Annotated in this window: 13 protein-coding genes; 2 read left to right on the forward strand and 11 right to left on the reverse strand. The window is 64.9% G+C overall.

Features of this window, described 5'->3' with window-relative positions; translation table 11 throughout:
- Positions 1–53: 53 nt before the first annotated feature.
- From ACZ9A3_RS22120 to tagH, 11 genes are read right to left on the reverse strand one after another with little or no spacing between them, the layout of a single operon-like run.
- A complete protein-coding gene (locus ACZ9A3_RS22120) occupies positions 54–1,793 on the reverse strand; it encodes a formylglycine-generating enzyme family protein (RefSeq protein ID WP_476253119.1) in 1,740 nt (579 codons plus the stop codon).
- The gene (locus ACZ9A3_RS22125) at positions 1,786–2,988 is read right to left on the reverse strand and encodes an FtsX-like permease family protein (RefSeq protein WP_476253120.1); all 1,203 of its coding nucleotides are present in this window, start codon (positions 2,986–2,988) and stop codon (positions 1,786–1,788) included. Before ACZ9A3_RS22125 ends, ACZ9A3_RS22120 begins: the two co-directional genes overlap by 8 nt.
- On the reverse strand, positions 2,988–3,704 hold the full coding sequence (locus tag ACZ9A3_RS22130) for an ABC transporter ATP-binding protein (protein WP_309475555.1): 717 nt from the start codon (positions 3,702–3,704) through the stop codon (positions 2,988–2,990). The genes ACZ9A3_RS22125 and ACZ9A3_RS22130 overlap by 1 nt, the downstream gene beginning before the upstream one ends.
- Positions 3,704–6,646: a protein kinase domain-containing protein gene (locus ACZ9A3_RS22135; RefSeq protein WP_476253121.1), complete on the reverse strand. Its 2,943-nt coding sequence runs from the start codon at positions 6,644–6,646 to the stop codon at positions 3,704–3,706. The genes ACZ9A3_RS22130 and ACZ9A3_RS22135 overlap by 1 nt, the downstream gene beginning before the upstream one ends.
- A gap of 11 nt (positions 6,647–6,657) precedes the next feature.
- Positions 6,658–7,377, reverse strand: a complete 720-nt coding sequence (locus tag ACZ9A3_RS22140; protein ID WP_093378531.1) for a PP2C family protein-serine/threonine phosphatase — start codon at positions 7,375–7,377, stop codon at positions 6,658–6,660.
- Complete coding sequence (gene tagF, locus ACZ9A3_RS22145; RefSeq protein WP_195885239.1) at positions 7,378–8,028, reverse strand: type VI secretion system-associated protein TagF; 651 nt, start codon at positions 8,026–8,028, stop codon at positions 7,378–7,380.
- Positions 8,028–11,531: a type VI secretion system membrane subunit TssM gene (gene tssM / locus ACZ9A3_RS22150; RefSeq protein ID WP_476253122.1), complete on the reverse strand. Its 3,504-nt coding sequence runs from the start codon at positions 11,529–11,531 to the stop codon at positions 8,028–8,030. Before tssM ends, tagF begins: the two co-directional genes overlap by 1 nt.
- Entirely contained in the window at positions 11,528–12,838 is a 1,311-nt protein-coding gene (locus ACZ9A3_RS22155) for a DotU family type VI secretion system protein (protein ID WP_476253123.1), read from the reverse strand. The genes tssM and ACZ9A3_RS22155 overlap by 4 nt, the downstream gene beginning before the upstream one ends.
- A gap of 6 nt (positions 12,839–12,844) precedes the next feature.
- A complete protein-coding gene (tssK, locus tag ACZ9A3_RS22160) occupies positions 12,845–14,179 on the reverse strand; it encodes a type VI secretion system baseplate subunit TssK (RefSeq protein WP_093378512.1) in 1,335 nt (444 codons plus the stop codon).
- A 15-nt stretch (positions 14,180–14,194) separates the two neighbouring features.
- A complete protein-coding gene (gene tssJ, locus ACZ9A3_RS22165) occupies positions 14,195–14,692 on the reverse strand; it encodes a type VI secretion system lipoprotein TssJ (protein WP_093378507.1) in 498 nt (165 codons plus the stop codon).
- A 36-nt stretch (positions 14,693–14,728) separates the two neighbouring features.
- Positions 14,729–16,048: a type VI secretion system-associated FHA domain protein TagH gene (gene tagH / locus ACZ9A3_RS22170; protein ID WP_476253124.1), complete on the reverse strand. Its 1,320-nt coding sequence runs from the start codon at positions 16,046–16,048 to the stop codon at positions 14,729–14,731.
- A 393-nt stretch (positions 16,049–16,441) separates the two neighbouring features.
- Between tagH and tssA the strand changes: the two genes are divergently transcribed.
- A complete protein-coding gene (gene tssA, locus ACZ9A3_RS22175) occupies positions 16,442–17,473 on the forward strand; it encodes a type VI secretion system protein TssA (protein ID WP_093378498.1) in 1,032 nt (343 codons plus the stop codon).
- Positions 17,474–17,568: 95 nt separating this feature from the next.
- The gene (gene tssB, locus ACZ9A3_RS22180; protein WP_010221277.1) at positions 17,569–18,084 is read left to right on the forward strand and encodes a type VI secretion system contractile sheath small subunit; all 516 of its coding nucleotides are present in this window, start codon (positions 17,569–17,571) and stop codon (positions 18,082–18,084) included.
- The last annotated feature ends 2 nt before the right edge of the window (positions 18,085–18,086 follow it).

Consider the following 18,086-nt stretch of genomic DNA (forward strand, 5'->3'; position numbering starts at 1 on the left):
CCCGGGACAACCTCATGTCGCCCCGGTCACTCCGATGCTCGCTCGACAGCCGCTCAAGGTTGCGGGGCGGCTGATGCGAGCAGTTCTTTCAAAATCGTCGCCGGGTCGGCGCGCCGTTGCTGGCGATAGTCCCCGACATGACGGACGAACAGGGTCGCGCGGCTGAGCAGGCTCTTGCCCAGCACTGGCTTGCGATTGAGCTCTTCCTTGACCCGCTGGAACTGCGCCTGGATCACCGCGTCGGTGTAGCGCGTGCCGGTGGCAAGGTTGTCGATGTAGATCGCCACGGCGCCGTCGAGGGCGCTGCGGCCGTTGTTGATGGCAGCGGCAAACAGCTTGGCGCTGGTCTCGTCACCAGAAGCCTTGGCCTGCTGCTGGGTTTTCTGCAGGTTGGTCAGGCGGATGTTGTAGTTATTGATGGTTTCGGCCACCAGCGCCGCCGACTGGATCAGGTTGCCGGCGGCTTCTTCGCGCTGCTGGGCGATCAGCGAGACGTTGCGCTTGAGCTCTTCGTTGACCAGGCCAAGCTCGGCTTGCAGGCGCGGGTCGGCGCTGGCGGCGATGATGCTGTCCAGGCGCTTGGTCGGGTCCTGGGCGTCGTCGATGGCATCGGTCAGCGCGGCCAGGCGGCCCTCTTTCTGCCATTGTTCGAACAGTTCCTCATAACGCGAACGCGGCGCCGACAGCGCGCCGATGGCGACACGAAAACCTGTGGTCTCGTTGCTTTGCTCGGTACCATCGGCGCCGAACAGCGGGTACTCGCGGCGCATGCCGGTAAACAGCGTGCCCTCGCCTTCAAGGTAATTGCCGCCCTTGACCACAAACCCGCCATAAGCACCCTGGCGCCGCCCGGCGTGCACCAGCTGGAACGATTCCTGGACCATCTCTGCGGCGTTGCCGAGTACGTCGAACATACCCAGCGGGTTGGGCAGCTTGGTGCCGATCGGGGTCAGGCGCGCGGCCTGGCCGGTGCCGCCGGCGACCTGGTTGAACACCGCCCAGTCGGCCAGCGGGCCGTCGCTTTCGCTGCCCTCGAGGCGGCGCGGGAACAGCCGCCCTTCCAGCTCCTGGCGGCTGACGGCGGAGCCGCCACGGGCAGCGAACTCCCACTCCACTTCGGTGGGCAGGCGCACAAAGCCGACACCGCCGTCTTCGGCCTTGTTGCCACGGCCACTGACCGGCAGCAGGTCACGATGGTTCTTCATCAACCAGGCGCTGTACACCGCGGAAAAACGCTCGGCCTCAAAGCGCGACAGTTTGACCTTGGGCAAGCGCCCGGCCATGCCACTCGGTGCTTCACAGGCCGGCGCCGGTTCGCCGCTGGCCAGCGACTGGGCCTGGGCCATCACCTGAGCGTACTGGCGGGCGGTGACTTCGTACTTGCCGATGAAGTACATCATCGGCTTCAGCGGGCTGCCGGCGTCGGTCTTCGGCAGACTCGGGCTAATGCGTTTTTTCCAGTCGGCGGACAGGTCCTGGAGGCTGAACTGGCCGTTGATAAAGTCACGGCGATAGCCGGAAATGAACGACTGCTTGTAGCCCGCTTCGCCTTCGCTGAAGGGGTAGCCAAGGTTCACCTCACGGTCGTCCAGGCTGCCCTGGGCCAGCACGTAGACGTGGCGAAAGACCATCTCGCCGTCGCACGGCAGCGGCAGGCTGATGTCGTCGGCCAGTGGCTTGGGGTTGTCCAGTTTATTGCTGGCAGGCTTGCTGTCGTCCTCGGCCTGGGCGCAGGACACCAGGCTCAGGGCGGCGACGATCAGCGCCAGGGCGGCTAAGCGGCGGTCAAACATCTCGAATTCCTTCACAAGCGTCTATTCGTGCCACGCGCCAGCCCCCCAGGGCGGCAGCGGCCGCGCTGGCCAGCAGCACAGCGAGCAAGGCAACGAGGTAATGCGACGGGAGCAGATGGCTGGCGTACTCGCCGGGCATCTGCATGAACAACTGGTTGAGGCCACTTTCGGCCAGGGCGTACAGCGCCGCGCCGATGACAGCGGCAAACACCCCGCTGTACAACGCCTGCAGCACGACAAATGCAAGCAAGGCAGCGGTGCTGAAACCGAGCAGGCGCAACACCGACAGCTCGCGGCGCTTGCGCTCGACCGCCGCCAGGGCGCCGGCGCAGATCGCCGCAAACGCGCCCGCCACGGCCAGCGCGGCAATGATCCAGAACACCAGGGTCAGGTTGCGGCTCAGCGACTGCACCTGGGCAATCGCCGGGGCCTGGGTCGAGACCAGCAACTGGCGATCGGCAAAAAAGCGCCGCAGCGGCTCGACATCGGTGAGGTTGCGCGCGTACAGCCGGAAGGCCGGATAAACCCGTTGCACCTCACCGGTATGGCGCTCACCTTCCCAGCCGAAAGCGGGCACGGCGCCACCATCACGGTAGTCTTCGGCGGCTTCCAGCAGCGCCAGCGGTGCAAACAAGGCATCGCGCTCGAAGGCTTCCAGCGGCAGCACAGCCACGACCTTCAAGGTGGTGCGCTGGGCCTGGATCTGCCCGGCAAGCTGGCGGCTGAACGAAGCATCGAGCTGATCACCCGCCTTCGCGCCAAGCTTTTCTGCCGCCGTACGGCTGAGGACGATCTGGTCGACCGTACCGGGGACGGCCAGCCCTTGCAGCAACGGATCGTTAAGCGCCGTGGGGATCATCTCGACATTGACCACGACCTTGCGCGCAGCCAGCACCAGGTCGGCGGTCGCGGCAATCTGCCGGGTACGCGGCAAGGCGAAGGCGACGTCGTTACGCGCCGCCAGTTCAGCGACGAAGTCGGCACTGAAACGACCGCCACCCAAGGGGATGACTTCCCGCACGGCCGGGTCGCGCTGCAAACGCTCGGTAAGGCTGCTGACCAGGCCGAATTTCAGACCGAACAGCACCAGCAACGGCGCGATCACCGCCACCAGGGCCAGCACGCTGCAAACGGACAGGCGCGCATCGTTGCGGTAGTCGCGCCAGGCCAGGCTTGCGATCAGCATCGGGCGCATTACGGCTGGCCCTCCAACGTGGCGGTGACACCACCGTCGGCATCGCGGCGGCAGACCATGCGCAACACCTGCAAGCCGGCATCACGGGCCAGCGCCTCGTCGTGGGTGGCGATCAGACAGGTCACCTGCCGTGCTTGCGCCTGGCGCAGCAGCAGTTGCATTACCCGTTGGGCATTGAGTGGGTCCAGGGCCGCGGTCGGCTCATCGGCCAGGAGCAAATCAGGGTTGTGCGCCAGGGCACGGGCGCAGCTGACCCGCTGGCGCTGGCCGACCGACAAGGCGCCTGGCTGCTTGTCGAGCTGATCGTCAATCTCCAGTTGCTCGGCCAGGCGCTGCACGCTGCCGTCATTGCCCAGGCCAAGCACCTGGCGCGGCAGGGCGATGTTGCTGCGCACATCGAGAAAGCCGAGCAAGCCCCCCGCTTGCAGCACATAGCCCAGATGCCGGCGGCGCAGGTGCGCCAGGTGCTCCTGGCGTTGTTCACGCCACAGCTGCTGAACGTCGTAGGTGTGCGAGTCGGTGCTGAACACAAAGCGCTCGGCCTGATCGGGCTGCAGCACCAAGGCCAGCAGGTCGAGCAAGGTGCTCTTGCCGCAGCCACTGGGGCCGACCAGCGCCAGCTGCTGACCGGCGCGCAGTTCCAGGCGCTCGATCTCCAGGCTGTAGCGCTGGTTGCCGAGGCCGCGGGTTTTGCGCAGCGCGTGCAGGTTGATCATCATGGCAGCGTCGACAACGGCACACGGTACAAGGCGTCACCGGGCTCGGCATTGCCGAAGCGCACCCAGTTGGCCATGTCGTTGTGGAAGGTTTCGTACAGGCGGATCTTCGAATCGAGCTCGTCGATGAAGTCTTCCTGTTCGCCAACGCTGAGCGACAACCACAGGTCCTGGGTCATGCTCAGGGACTTGCTGCGGTACGGCAGGCCCTCCAGGTATTCGCCCAGCACACCGCCTTCGGCGAGGTTGGCGCCCTTGCGCAGGGCGGCCGGGTCGCGGCTCATGTAGGCACTGGCGCTAGCGATTTCCTGGAAGAAATCCTTGGGCGAAGTGCGGGTCTTGCGCGCGGCATCGACGATCAGCTTCAGCGACTGCTGCAGGTCGTTGAGTTGCAGCTTGGTGAGCATCACGCAGACCTGCAGGGTCGGCAGCGCCGGGTTGGTCAGGTCGCGATCTGAGGTCCAGGCGCTGACCAGTTGCGGGGCCTGGCTGGCGCTCTTGCGGCCAAGAAAATCCATGTGCATGGCATAGCCGATGGCGGCGGATTTGTCGGCGATGCTCGGCGAAGCCGCCAGCAGCGGCGCCGGTTGCGCGGTGTTGCTGCGCACCTGGTGGACCAGATCGGCGAAGGTCGAACCGATCTCGCGCACCCGCTCGCCAAACTTGTGCACATCGCCACCGGGGACCGATACATACAGGTCGCCGATCTGCGGGTTGGCATCGGCCGTAAGCACCCGATACTGCTGCTCGGCGTAGGCGTGGTTCTTCTTGCCGGCCTCGGTGCGCAGGTGCAGGGCGTAGATCTTGATCTGCTTGCTCAAGGCCGCCTGGCGCACTTCGGCTTCGTTCATCTGGGTGCTGCTGTAGCGGTCGTTCTTGCGCAGGGAGCCGGCGTCACTGACCAGCAGGATCAGGCGCCCGCCGTAGCCGGACCAGTCCATGCCGTCGACCGCCTGCATGATCCCGGCAAAAGCGTCTTCGTTGAACGAATGGCTGGAGACGTTGGTGGCTTTCACCTGCTCGGCCAGCTTCAAAAAACGCTCGGGATCGCGGCCTTCATCGAGTGTTACCAGGGTCTTTGTCAGGTACTCCAGGGCAGGCGTGCGCGTGGTGTTGTTGCGAAAGCCGACAAGGCCGAAGCTGACGTTGTCCAGCTCGCCACGGCGCGAAATCTGCCCGTGCAGCTCGTGCACCACCTGGCGGACCTGATCGATATAAGGCTGCATCGATACCGAGGTATCCACCACCAGCACCACGGCGGTACGGAAGGCGTCGCCTGAGGTGGCCATGCCGGCGGCTTTCGCTTCGCCGGCGGGTGCGCTGTTGCCCGGGTCGATGGAGGCGACATTGAGCAACTGCAGCGGCTGGCCGTTTTCGTCGAAGCTCTCGCGCGCCTCGAAGATCGGCATCAGGTAGAACTGCTCTTGGGGCACGGCGCTGGCGCTGGGTTCCAGGGCCATCACTTGCGGCACTTCGTCGGGGTTGTTCTGCGCCTTGAGCAGCTCGGCACGGGCGGCCGAAGTGTCGCCAAGCAAACGCTCAAGCTCATCGGCCTGGCGCAGGAACATCACCGGCGCACGCCCCGAGCGTTCGGTGAACTTCAATACCAGGCTCTGCTTCCAGTCGCTGACCTGGGAGGCTGGCAACCAGCCGTCGCGGCGACCGTCACTGGCGGTGCCGACCTCAAGCCAGGGGCTGCCGTTGACGTCCTGGCGTTGGTAGACATAGAGCACGGTAAAGGCCGGCAAGGTATCGCTGGGCGTGGCGCCCGGCTGCTTGACGACCTGCGCGCCCGGCCGGCTCAGCACGCGCTGGAACAGGGTTTTCTTGCCGGCCATCAGCAATGGCCGGTCACTGTCGTTGCTCGCGGTTGCAACGGTGGACGCTATTGGCTCGCGGGCTTGTACCGGCTGCGCCTCCACTACCTGTTCGTCGCCACTCATGGCCCAGTAGCCAATCCCGCCCAGGCCCAGTGCGGCAGCAACGGCAATGGCGAGCAAGGCCGGTGTCGGGCGCTTGCGCGGGGCTGCAGGTGGCGAGGCCTTGGTGACCGGTTCTGGTTGCGTCGCTGGCGGTGCTGGCTCTACGGCTAGGGGTGGCACCGGCGCTGCAATCGGCAGCGGCTGGATCAGGGTGCTTTCGGTGTCTTGCACGGGTAGCCGGTCGAGCGCCGCCAGCAAGGTCTCGGCATCGGCAAAGCGCTCGGCCGGGTCCTTGGCCAGCAGGCCACGGAGAATGTCCTGATAGCGGCCGTGCTCGATCGGCAGCTCCGGCAACGGCTCGGTCAAATGCGCCAAGGCCGTCGACAGCGCGTCGTTGCCGCTGTAGGGCAGTTTGCCAACCAGCATCTCGTAAAACACCACGCCCAGGGCATAGAGGTCGGCGCGGCCGTCGATTTCCTGGCCGCGCGCCTGCTCCGGGCTCATGTAGCTGGGGGTGCCGACGGCAAACCCGGCCTGGGTGAACTGGGTGCGGTCATCCAGCGACTTGGCGATGCCGAAGTCCGACAGCACCGCAGTGCCGTCAGCACGAAAAAGAATGTTGGCCGGTTTCACATCCCGGTGCACCAGGCCCTGGGCATGGGCATAACCCAGCGCCGAAGCGATCTGGCGGATGTACAGCAGGCCCTGCTCCGGCGTGACCCCGGCGGCGATACGCTCCTTGAGCGTACCGTTGGGCAGGTACTCCATGGCCATGTAGTACAGCTCGCCGACATTGCCGATGTCGTGGATGGTCACCGTGTGCGGGTGCGACAAGCGCGCCAGGGTGCGGCCTTCACGCAGGAAGCGCTCGCAGAAGGTCGGGTCGGCAGCCAGCGCCGCGGCCATGACCTTCAAGGCCACCTTGCGCTCCAGCGAGCGCTGGGTGGCAAGGTAGACGGTGGCCATGGCGCCTTCGCCAATCTCGCCGTCGATGTCGTATCCGGGGATCACTTTGTCCATGTGCTTGGTCTTCAACCGGCCTTGATGACGACGGCGGTAATGTTATCGGGGGCGCCCCGGGTCAGGCCGAGGTGCACCAGGCTGCGGACCACCTGGTAGGGGTCGCTGTGGCCCAGCACTTCGCGAATTTCATGGTCTTCGGCGGTCTTGTTCAGACCATCGCTGCACAGCAGATAGGTATCGCCAGGGAGGACCTGCAGGTGCACGGCCTCAAGTTCGAGCTCGGGCTCGACGCCAATTGCCCGGGTGACGATGTTGGCCCGCGGGTGCACCCGCGCTTCGGCCTCGCTGAGCAGGCCGCTGTCCTGCAGTTCCTGCACGTAGCTGTGATCGCGCGAGATACCTTCCAGGCGCCCGTCGCGCAGGCGATACAGGCGGCTGTCCCCGGCCCACAGGCAGATACCCTGGTCAGCGCGCACCGCCAGCAGCACCAGGGTGCTGCCCATCATCGCCACGCCACGCCGGGCGCTTTCTTCGCGCACTGCCGCGTTGACCGCCGACAGCCGCTGGCGCAGCACTTGGGCGAAGTCATTGAGGGACGCCGTGGTCGGCAACTGGCGCAAAGTATCGACGATCAGGCAACTGACGTAGTCGCCCGCCGCATGCCCGCCCATGCCATCGGCAACTGCCCACAGGCCTTCGCTGGCAAGGTCCAGGCAAGCGTCTTCATTGATGCTGCGCACCAGGCCGACATGGCTGTAGCTGGCTGCGGTGTAATGCAAAGCCGTCATCTAGCGCGCCGCCTCACTACCCAAAAGAAAACTGGCGAAATCCTCGCTGTGCGGCAGGCCCGCACAGCGCAGCATTCCCGCCTCGATATGCTCCGAGCCGCGCCCCCACCACAGGCTCATGCCGGCGCAGGCGCTTTCGGCCAAGGCTGCCTGGCGCGCCTGCGAGGTCACCGCTGCAAAGCGTTGCAACCCACCCACAACCGGGCTTGAAACAACAGCACTACGAGGGGCATCAATGCCCTGCACTGCTGCATCGAACGCCTCAAAAGCGGCTTGCGGCTCGAGGGTTGCCAGTAACTGGGCTTCACACTGCTCGAACCAGTTATCCGGGCCACTCACCACTGCCGCCAGCGACTCATCCGGCGCCAGAACCTGGGCCAGGATAAGAGGGAAATAGCGCCCTACCCGGTCAATGCTGGGCATCAACACCCCCACTACAGCGTCGGGCCCGCATACTCCCGGGGCCAGGGCGAAGCGCCACAAGGGGCTGACCAGATAGGCCGGCAACCAGCGCTCGGCCAGTTGCTGCTGGCTGGCCACAAGCCCGGCCGCCAGCCACTGGTCCCAGGGCTGGATAAAGCTTTGCGGCAATCCGCGACTGACAAAGTCGCCGCGGCTGGCCAGCTTGCCGTAGAAGCCGACGCCCGCCATCACAGCCGCTCCGGCAGGCTGAAGCCGCTGAGCACGCGGCTCTTGAACGGGTTGAAGGCGCTGTTGGCGCGCAGCTCGTACGACACGCTGGCGCCATCGACGCGCAGGCGCAGGCTGAAGCGATCCGGGCCGTTGCCGGCCACCAGGTCGGATTGATCGAGCAAGCGGAACCAGGCCCACGGCCCTTCCAGGGTCAGGCCGGAGCGACCGCTGGCCGATGGCGGCATGATCGACAGGCGCACCACGCCGATGCTGTTGGGGTTTGGCCACTGCATCGCAACCGGGCGACTCGGGCCGTGGTCATAGCTGATCTGCTGGCCATCGAGGTCGAGCAAGAACTGGGTGACCGAGGCGTCCATGGCCACCGGCTTGAGCTCGAAGCGCACGGTCGGCTGCATGCCGCCCGAGCGGAAGAACGCATCGCGAATCGCCGCCGAACGCTGAAAGGTGTGCAACACGCCAGAGCCAATGCCGAGCTTCTGCGCCGCGCCCGGCTGCCAGCGCCAAGGGTTGGCCGAGGTATCGACATACGGCTGCAGGTACTTGCGAAAGTAGCTGTCCATCACCCCGCCGACACCGAAGAACTGGCCGAAATCGTCCAGTGTGGCATCCCGCGAGCTGCCCGCTGCCAGCGGATAACGACCGCTCAGCGACTGGCGATAAACGTTGACCACTTCGCTGGTCCAGGCGGCGTTCAGTTGATTGCGCACGCCGCCCATCATGGTGTTGGTGGTCGAGTTGACCACCGACTTGACCAGGCCCTGAACCATCGGCGGCTGGCGCTGCGCGGTGAGGCTGACGCGGTTGGCGGCGGCCGTGGCCTGGTTCTTGGCCTCGCCGAGCAGGGCGTCTCCACTGGCACCGACCATGGCACTGACCTGCACGTACAAGGCGTTCATGTCGGTGAGCAGGCCGTCGATGGCGGCCGGCTCGCCCTCGCCCTTGCTGACCAGGCTGGCGAGGTCGGCAAAGTGCGCGGTGACCGGGTCCTGGTCTTGCTGCGCCTGGCGGCTATCGGCCGGAGCATCCTGGCCCAGCAAGTTACCCAGGCGCTGCTTGAGCTGGTCGACACCAGCCTCGCTGGCTTTGGCCTGGGCCGCGGCAAGCGGGTCCTGCTGTTGCAGGTTAGTTTCCTTGGCCACGGCGCTCAGCAGCTTTTTCAGCGGCGAGGTCGGCCCGGAAATCACCCGCAGAACATCGGCGGCCTGGGCCACGCTGGTGATCGGCACAAAGTCGATATCGGCCAGCAGCGCGTCCCAGTGGCGGATGTAGTCGGCGAAATACAAACGGCGCACGTCGGCGGCCAGGCTAGTCACATCACCTTCATCGGCTTGCTCGCGGCCCAGCACCCAACGCTCTTCAGCCAGGGTATTGCTGTGTTGCAGGCTGGTGGCAAGAAACGCCTTGCGATAGCCATCGAGGGTAAACAGCCCGCTCAAGGGTTCACCCAAAGGCTTGCCGCTCTTGCGGCTGAACACCAGCGCGGCGTCGCGGCCAGCCGCTTCGCTCAGGCGAAAATCGCTGACGCCCTTGGGCAACTGCTGGCGTTTGACCCGGTCATAGACGCGCTGGGCCACCGGCAACTGCTGCAATTGGCGACGCAGGTCTTCGATCAGGTTGGCATCCAGGCGCGCATTCGGCGGACGCTTTTCAAACAGCGCCTGCAGATGCTCGCCCAATGCCGCACGCTGCTCCGGGGCCAGGTCGCGAGGCAGGCTCTGCTCCCAGTCGAGGCTGACCCAGGCCTTGATGAAGTCCGGGTCGTAATGCTCGCCGTCAGCCAGCATCAGGTAGGCCTTGAGGCCTTCGTAGAGAAAGTCCGAACCACCGCCGCTGTGCAGTTGCTCTTCGATACGGGTGACCAGGTGCGGAGCGAACACGGCAATCAGCAACTTGCGGTAGACGCTGGCCGACTCGGCTTCGAGCATGTCGCCCTGGTACAGCCCCAACCCCTCGGCCCAACTGGGCGGATCCTCGGCCAGATGGCGCACGGCATTGAGTAACGGCAGTACCGCCAGTACATCGCGCTGGGCCGGGCTCAAGGTTTGCAGGACTGGCCCCAGCGGCGCGAGCTTACGCTCGACCTGGGCGATGTAAGCCTGGTTTGCGCGATAGCTCAGCGCCCACACGCTGCCGACCAGCACTACCAGGGCAACGCTGGCGGCGAGTGCAGCACGGGCCAGCCATTTGCGCCGGCGCTCGACTTGCGGGTTGACCCCGACCAGCCCGCGCTCGGCAAACGCCACGGCGCTGAACAGTTTTTCAATGAAGTAGCTGCGCCCGGTGCCGCTCTGGCGTGCCAGATGCTGACGGTCCAGCCCCATGCTCTGGGCCATGGCGCCGATCAGGCGATCGATCGGGCTGCCTTCCTGGGTGCCGCTGGTGAAGTACACGCCGCGCAACAGGGCGCGTTCTTCATAGGCATTGGGCTTGAACACGCCGTCGAGAAAGCCCTGCAGGTTGGAGCGCAAGGCAGCGAACTGCTGGACAAAGCCGTAAACCAGATCGCGCCGCGCCGGGTCGCGCTCCTGCTGCAGGCGCTCGACCAGGCGCTCGTTGAGGCGTTGCTCAAGGCCGGCGAACTCGCTGTGGAACTGCGCCAGCGGCCCTTCGACCGACTTGTCGTCGTCCAGGGCAAAGGTCATACCCCACACTTGAGCGCGCTCTTCCTTGCTCAGGGTGTCGAAGAACTCCATGAAACCCGGCACCAGGTCGAGCTTGGTCAGCATCAGGTAAATCGGAAAACGCACGCCCAGCTGGCTGTACAACTCCTGGATACGCGAGCGGATGGCCGCAGCATGGGCAGCACGTTCGGCGTCGCTGCCCAGCAATAGGTCGGACAGGCTGATGGCAATGAAAGCGCCATCGATCGGCCGGCGCGCGCGCTGCTTTTTCAGCAGATCGAGAAAGCCCAGCCAGGCCGCCTTGTCGACCTGGGCGTGGCTGTCCTGGGTGGTATAGCGGCCAGCGGTGTCGAGCAACACCGCCTGGTCGGTAAACCACCAGTCGCAGTTGCGCGTGCCGCCGACGCCGCGAATCGCCCCGGCGCCAAGCTGCGCCGCCAGCGGAAAGTGCAGGCCGGAATTGACCAGCGCCGTGGTCTTGCCCGAGCCCGGCGGGCCGATGATCACGTACCACGGCAGCTCGTACAGGTTGCGCCGCTCATCGCCACCCAGGCGCGCCTTTTTCAGCAGGGCCAGGGCCTCGTCCATGCGCTGGCGCAGGGTTGCCAGTTCTTCGGCGGTGGCCACGCTGGCAGGGTCAGGAGCTGTTTCTGCAGCCAGGCTGCGCATGACTTCTGCCGCCTGGCGGCGGGCCTCGATGAAGCGCCACAGGCGATAGCCGAGCCACACTGCAAACAGCAGGGCAATCAGCGCCCAGCGCCGCCCTGCCGGGATCAGCATGTCCCACAGCGGGCCGACGAACCAGATGATCAGACTCAGGGCGATCAGGCCCAGCAGCGGAATGACCCAGCGAATGACAAATCCGAAAAACGCCTTCACTCGACCCCCTCCGCCAATACAGTGATTTCAACCCGGCGGTTCTTTGCCCGGCCTTCGGCCGTGTTGTTCGCTGCCAGTGGTTCGGTGTCGCTCAGGCCCTGCGCGGTAAAGCGCGCGGGCTGGCCGGTCTTGGCGGCCAGGATCTGCAGCACCTGCTCGGCGCGGGCCTGGGACAGCGCCCAGTTGGACGGGAAGCGCAAGGTCGCGATCGGCCGGTTGTCGCTGTGGCCGGTGATGCGCACCTGGCCCTTGACCTGGCCGATGGCGTCAGCAATGCGCAGCATCAGTGGCTGCAGGCTGTCGTTGATGCTGGTGCTGGCCGAGGCGAACAATTCGTCGCCACGGATGGTCACCACCGAACGGTCGACGGCGTCTTCGACGCTGACCCGCCCGGCCTTGATATCGCTGGCCAGAAAACCCGCCAGGCGTGGGCGTTCCACCGGCTTGGGCTGGGTCACCGGACGGTCGATGGCCTGCACCGGGATTTCGCCCAGGGCATGAATGTTCTTGAACACAGGCTCCGCGTCGGCGGCGAGCATCATGCGCAGGGCAAACAGCAGAGCCAGAAGCAACGCCAGGGCGATGGCCAGGCCCACCCAGGGCGGGATGAACTGCGACAGCCGATCTCGGCTGACGCTGACCCCGCGCCAGTGCGGCGACAGTTCGCGCTCGAACTCACCCCGGGCGCTGCGGATAGCGGTAGCAGTGCGTTCGCGCAAGGCTTCGAGCTGGGCGCGGCCACCGTTGATAACCCGGTAACGGCCCTCGAAGCCCAGGCACATGCACAGGTACAGCAACTCCAGCAGGTACAGGCGTTCGCGCGGGCTCTGCAGGCAATGCTCGAGCAGCTGGAAGACCTTCTCGCCCCCCCAGGCTTCGTTGTGCACAGTGATCAGCAGGCTCTGCTTGCCCCAGTCACTGCTGCTGCCCCACGGCGTGCTGAGCACCGCTTCATCGAGCGCAGTGCACAGCGCGTAACGGGCCAGCATGACTTCGTTACGGGCCACACCGGCGGCTTCGGCGCGCTCTTCGAACTGACGCAGATAAGCCAGCAACTGCGCACGCAGGCTGGCCGGGGCCGGATGGGCGATGGTGCTGCGCAAGCGGGTCAGCAAGGCCAACAATGGCCCGGCGGCGCTTTCCAGCGGGTTGAGGCCCAGCGCCTGGCCGGCGGGCAGCGGCTGCGCCGGCATCGACGGCGCCGCCACAGGCTCCGGCGTACCGGCCTGCGGGCCGCGGCCACCGGGGCGCGGCATGAACTGGGTGCGGTCGTTGGCCGGTGGCGCCGACGGGTCGTTAGGCTGCATTGCGGCTTATCCTCGGATGGCCCAGAAGGCCAGGTTCAGCCCCGGGAACTCGCCTGCGACGTAGAAGGCAAAGCCGCCGGCGTTCTGCAGTTGCTGCCAGTGCTCGCTGCCGCGATCGAGCTCGTAGTAGGTGGAGCCGGCATGGAACGGGATCTGCCGTGGTGCCACCGGCAGCGGCAACAGACCGATGCCCGGCAGTTGCAGGTTGACCAGGTCACGGATGTGCTCGACCGCGCCGATCTTGCTTTGCTGGGCGAAGCGCCCGCGCAGGGTTTCGCTCGGCACGTCGGCACGCACCACGAGAATGAAACTGGCATTGTCGAGCAGGCTGCGGTCGGCAAGCATGGCGACATGAATGCCATAGGCCTTCTCGACAATCGGGATCGGCGTGGCCTTGCTGTCGATCAGCATCGACAGGGCTTCGCGCAGCGCCTGCATGACCGGGGCGAAGCTCGCCGCCAGGTCGTCATGCTGGTACACCGGGAACTCACCCGGGCGGCGGTTGCTGGCACAGAAGGTGGCAAACTCACCGGCCAGGCTGACCAGCTCGCTGTACAGCCGCTCCGGGTGCAACGGGCTCAACTGGCTCAGGTGCTCGACCAGCGGTTGCGCGCGATTGACCAGTTGCAGGAGCATGAAGTCGGCGATCTCCGAAGCACCACCGGCACCGGAGGCCACCACCCGCCCGGCCAGTGCTTCACCGCGTTGATGCAAAAGGCCCAGCAGTTCGCTGCGAAATGCCGACAGGCTTTTGCTCGCCGATACATCCAGCACCGGCGCGATATAGCTGTCATCCAGCACCAGGGCGCGGTCAGCGCGTTTTTCCTTGATACGTACCAGGCCCAGCGCGGCATAGTCGCTCAGGCCTTCTTCGGCGGTGATCAAGCGCAGCGCACGGGAGCCAAGGGCGACCGGGGCGCGGTTCTCGAACGGCGCGTTGTCGTCACGCACTTCGGCCACCCGGCTGACATAACGCGCGCCACCTGCGGCTTCGCCTTCGTCCACGGTATCGCGGGCACCGGCGCGCTTGAGCGGCAAGGCCAGGTACACCAGGCCATCACGCAGGTTGTCGTCGATGTTCAGCGGGCTGGGCGCCAGGTCATCGTGGGGGATGTTGAACGGCGTGCCATCGGGCAGCAGCCCGCGGGCAGAAACGATGGCCAGCTTGCCCTGGGCCAGCAGGCCCTGGTCGACCAGCAGCTCGGAGAAGCCCCAGGCGCCCGCCGACAGCGGCCGGCTGCGGGCATCGATAAGGTTCTCGAGATAACGGTCATGTTGTTGAAAGTGCTGGGTTCCGAGGAACATGCCTTCCGACCAGACCACACGATTGTTCCAGGACATGGCTTCTCCGATCGCCTATTGGGCGGTGCTGGTTGGGGAGGTATGGGCAACGCTGCGCACAGCGCGAACATCGAGGCTGATCTGGTAGTCCAGCGGCGGCACTGGCAGCAGGCTGCGCCATTGCGCCTGGTCGATTTCGCGGTAGCCGACCACCAGGCCGATCTGGCGCGTCAGCGGGTTCAACGGCCGGTCGATGCGCACTTGCTCACCGGGCTGCACCAGCACTTCGTCCTGATCTAGCAGGTCGGCGCCCAGGGTCGCCGGGCCGCGTTCGGCCAGGGCAAAATAATCGGCGCGGCTGAAACCTGCGCTGTTCTTCAGTTCGAGAATGCGCACGCGCACAGGCGCGGCCTGGCCGTTGGCGCCCGGGTTGAGCCCGGCGGCGGCACTGAAATACAAGGTGACGCTGGTAGGCCCCGCCACCTCGGGCTGGACCGGTGCTGCGACTTCATCCTTGCTACAACCACTGAGCAGCAGTGTGGTTACCGCTGCCATCAGCATTGTTCGAATCATCCTGCGTCCTCAATGACGTGGCACTTTCCGTTTGTTTCAGGAGCGTTGCAGACGCGCGCTGTGCTCCTCGTAGGCGCGACTGAATTCGCGCCCGAACAGGTCCTGGAAGTCGTCTTCGGCTTCCCGGGAAATCTTGCTGTACAGCTCGGTGAACTGCTGCCAGTACTGCGCCTGGCGCGAACCTGCGAACAGCTTCGACAGCCCTGCCGGTTCGCCGAGCCGCGATTCCAGCTGCGCCGGCTCGAAACGCCCGAGCAGGTGCTTGATCGCCGCTTCAACACCGGCCATCACTGCCAGCTGATGCGCGCGCAAGTCGTCGAAACTGTCGCGTACCGCCTGGTCCGGCGCCATGAACGCGTGGTTGCCATGGCGCAGCAGCAACAGCAGCGCTTCATCGGCATTGGGCGCGAACTTGAGCGGGTTGTTTTCTGCCGGGCGGATCATCGTCTGCTGCATGCGGAACTCGCCCTTGAGGCTGCTGCGCGCACGTAACACATCGATCAGGCCCTCGACCATCAAGCGATAACTGCGGCCAAGGGCTTCCATCTGCGCCTCGACCTGGGCGCTGTCGATACGCAGATGTTCAAGGCCCGCACCGCGCAGGAACGCCTGGGCCAGCACACTGGAGTCGCCAGCCTGCGCCGAGGCCTCGACAGGCGCGGGCATGGGTGCGGGCATGGCTGGTTCGACAGGCGCGGGCGCCGCCGGCATCGGTTCGGCGAACAGGTCCCAGTCTTCGGGAATCACTCCAGGGCTTGCCGGTACCGGCTCAGGCGTCGACGCTACGGGCGTTGGCGGGCGAAAATCATGCTGCTGGGCAGGCACGTGATCGGCGCGGGTCACCGGCGCAATGCTCGCCGGTGCAAGAAAATCGAACAGGTCCGGCAAGGTGGCATTGCTCGACGCGCCCTGGATCAACGCTGGCGCAACAGCATTTTGGGGGGTCGCAGCGGCACCGGCCTGGTTGGCCATCAGCGCCTCGAAGCTGTTGGCGGCGTCAGCACCGTGCGGGTTGCCATCGGCAATCTTGAAGCTTGAATCGATCCGTGCCTGGATTTCGTACTCGCCGATACGGATGACTTCGCCATCCATCAACGGCTCACTGTTACCGCGACGCAAGCGAATACCGGCGTGAATTAATTCGACACCATTAGTGCTGTTATCGGTCAGGTAATAACGGCCGTCTTTATATTGAATTACACAATGTTGCGAAGAAACCAGACGCTCCGGATCGGGCAGCACCCAATCATTATCGGGGCCGCGACCAATACTGATGGCACCTGACTCAATGAACTTTTCAGGACATTGGCCAGGGGTAATCTTGTGATAACTGGTAATAGTAAGACTCAGCGACATCACGCCTCCTTAGCAACATCCCGAATCGCCTGTGGGCCCGCTGGAGGCCTGCCACACTTGCCACGATTCGCTTCCAATCCCTGAAAAAGTCTACTGAATGTCCGAATTTCGTTCACTTTTCGCTGATGTTCATCAGTTTCAAATGACATCCACCGCTACCCTGACCAACAAGTCAATAAACCTATTTGGCCCAGTATGCAGGTCACGATGGGCCGCTAGCTTACCTTGACAGCCAATTGGAAATAAACCAAAAATGCGCAACTTGCTGAACAGGCGTGATATCACTTTGATATCAACTAAGGACAACTCAGCAAATTATGTGCGCTATGTCACAAAACCAACTAGCACACATTAGCCACCCCCACCACGGGACGATACGGAGATCGATATCTGGTGAACTCAGCGCATTTGCTCGCTGCCGTTTCGGAAAACTTTCCTTGCGGCGACGACCTTGAATACGACCCGGACTTCCTGCAATTGGAGCGTGATGCCCAAGGCCGGCCCGAGCGTGTCATGGGCGATGCCATCCAGCCTGCCGAAGCTCCGCAGTGGCGGCAGATCGAACAGTCCTGCACCGCCCTGCTGCAACGCAGCAAAGACCTTCGCGTCACTCATTTCCTGTTGCAAAGTGCCCTCGCCCTGCACGGCATTGCCGGCCTGGCCAACACTCTGCAACTGATCAACGAGCTGTTGCGCCAGTACTGGCCGCAGGTCCATCCGCAGCTCGACGCCGATGACGACAACGACCCGACAGTGCGTATCAACGCCCTCGCCGGCCTGGTCTGCGAGACCAACATAGCCCTGCTGCGCGAAAGCCTGCTGACCCGCTCCCGCGCCTTCGGCCCGGTCAGCCTGCGCGCAGCCCTGCACGCCAGCGGTTTGCAGCACTTTGCCAGCGAGACGCTCAACGCCGACGAACTCGGCGGTGCCCTGCGCGACAGTGATGGCGAGCAACTGCAGGCCACCCGCGAGGCGCTACAGCAAGCCCGCGAGGCCGCCGAGGCAATCGAGCAATACGTCAACGAGCAGGTCGGATCGGCCAGCGGAGTTGATCTGAGCGCGCTCAAGCAGCCGCTGCGCCAGGCCGCGCAGATTCTTGCCGAACATGCGCCGGCCAGCGAACAGGCCGCCAACGACGCCAGCGAAACCAGCAGCGCTGCCGACAGCTCGACGCCGGTTGCCGAGGCCGCCCCCGCGCCCGCCATCGCCCGCGCTTCGGCCGATATCGCCAGCCGCGACGAAGTGCTGCGCAGCCTTGACCGAATTCTCAAGTACTACGCCCGCCACGAGCCCTCGAGCCCGCTGCCGGTGCTGCTCAACCGCGCGAAAAATCTGGTCAACGCCGATTTTGCCGCGATCGTCCGCGACTTGATCCCCGATGGGCTGTCGCAGTTCGAAACCCTGCGCGGACCCGAAGCTGACTGAGGCCTGCGGGCCTGACCTAACGCACATACGCAACACCGTTACCGGCAACGATCGATGACGCCAATACCGTCGCACCTGCGACCAGGAGGAACAACGTGGCGAACCCCAGTTCTCAGAAATTCATTGCGCGCAATCGCGCGCCGCGGGTGCAGATCGAGTATGACGTCGAGCTCTACGGCGCCGAAAAGAAGGTCCAGCTGCCTTTCGTCATGGGCGTCATGGCCGACCTCGCGGGCAAGCCTGCCGAGCCGCTGGCCCCGGTCGCCGAGCGCAAGTTCCTGGAAATCGACGTCGACAACTTCGACTCGCGCCTCAAGGCCATGCAGCCACGGGTGGCGTTCCACGTACCCAACGAGCTGACCGGCGAAGGCAACCTGAGCCTGGATATCACCTTCGAGAGCATGGACGACTTCAGCCCTGCCGCCGTGGCGCGCAAGGTCGATTCGCTGAACCAGCTGCTCGAAGCGCGGACCCAGCTGGCCAACCTGCTGACCTACATGGACGGCAAGACCGGCGCCGAAGAAATCATCATGAAAGCCATCAAGGATCCAGCCCTGCTCCAGGCCTTGGCCAGCGCGCCAAAGCCCCAGGATGCCGAGCCGAACGCTTAATC

The sequence above is a fragment of the Pseudomonas sp. TE4620 genome (genome assembly GCF_056279045.1).

Excerpts from the sequence above, each read along its gene's own strand:
- ACZ9A3_RS22155 (WP_476253123.1), bottom strand. The coding sequence starts at position 12,838 with ATGCAGCCTAACGACCCGTCGGCGCCACCGGCCAACGACCGCACCCAG.
- ACZ9A3_RS22120 (WP_476253119.1), bottom strand. The coding sequence starts at position 1,793 with ATGTTTGACCGCCGCTTAGCCGCCCTGGCGCTGATCGTCGCCGCCCTG.
- tagF (WP_195885239.1), bottom strand. The coding sequence starts at position 8,028 with ATGGCGGGCGTCGGCTTCTACGGCAAGCTGGCCAGCCGCGGCGACTTT.
- ACZ9A3_RS22125 (WP_476253120.1), bottom strand. The coding sequence starts at position 2,988 with ATGCGCCCGATGCTGATCGCAAGCCTGGCCTGGCGCGACTACCGCAAC.
- tagH (WP_476253124.1), bottom strand. The coding sequence starts at position 16,048 with ATGTCGCTGAGTCTTACTATTACCAGTTATCACAAGATTACCCCTGGC.
- ACZ9A3_RS22135 (WP_476253121.1), bottom strand. The coding sequence starts at position 6,646 with ATGGACAAAGTGATCCCCGGATACGACATCGACGGCGAGATTGGCGAA.
- ACZ9A3_RS22140 (WP_093378531.1), bottom strand. The coding sequence starts at position 7,377 with ATGACGGCTTTGCATTACACCGCAGCCAGCTACAGCCATGTCGGCCTG.
- tssJ (WP_093378507.1), bottom strand. The coding sequence starts at position 14,692 with ATGATTCGAACAATGCTGATGGCAGCGGTAACCACACTGCTGCTCAGT.
- ACZ9A3_RS22130 (WP_309475555.1), bottom strand. The coding sequence starts at position 3,704 with ATGATCAACCTGCACGCGCTGCGCAAAACCCGCGGCCTCGGCAACCAG.
- tssK (WP_093378512.1), bottom strand. The coding sequence starts at position 14,179 with ATGTCCTGGAACAATCGTGTGGTCTGGTCGGAAGGCATGTTCCTCGGA.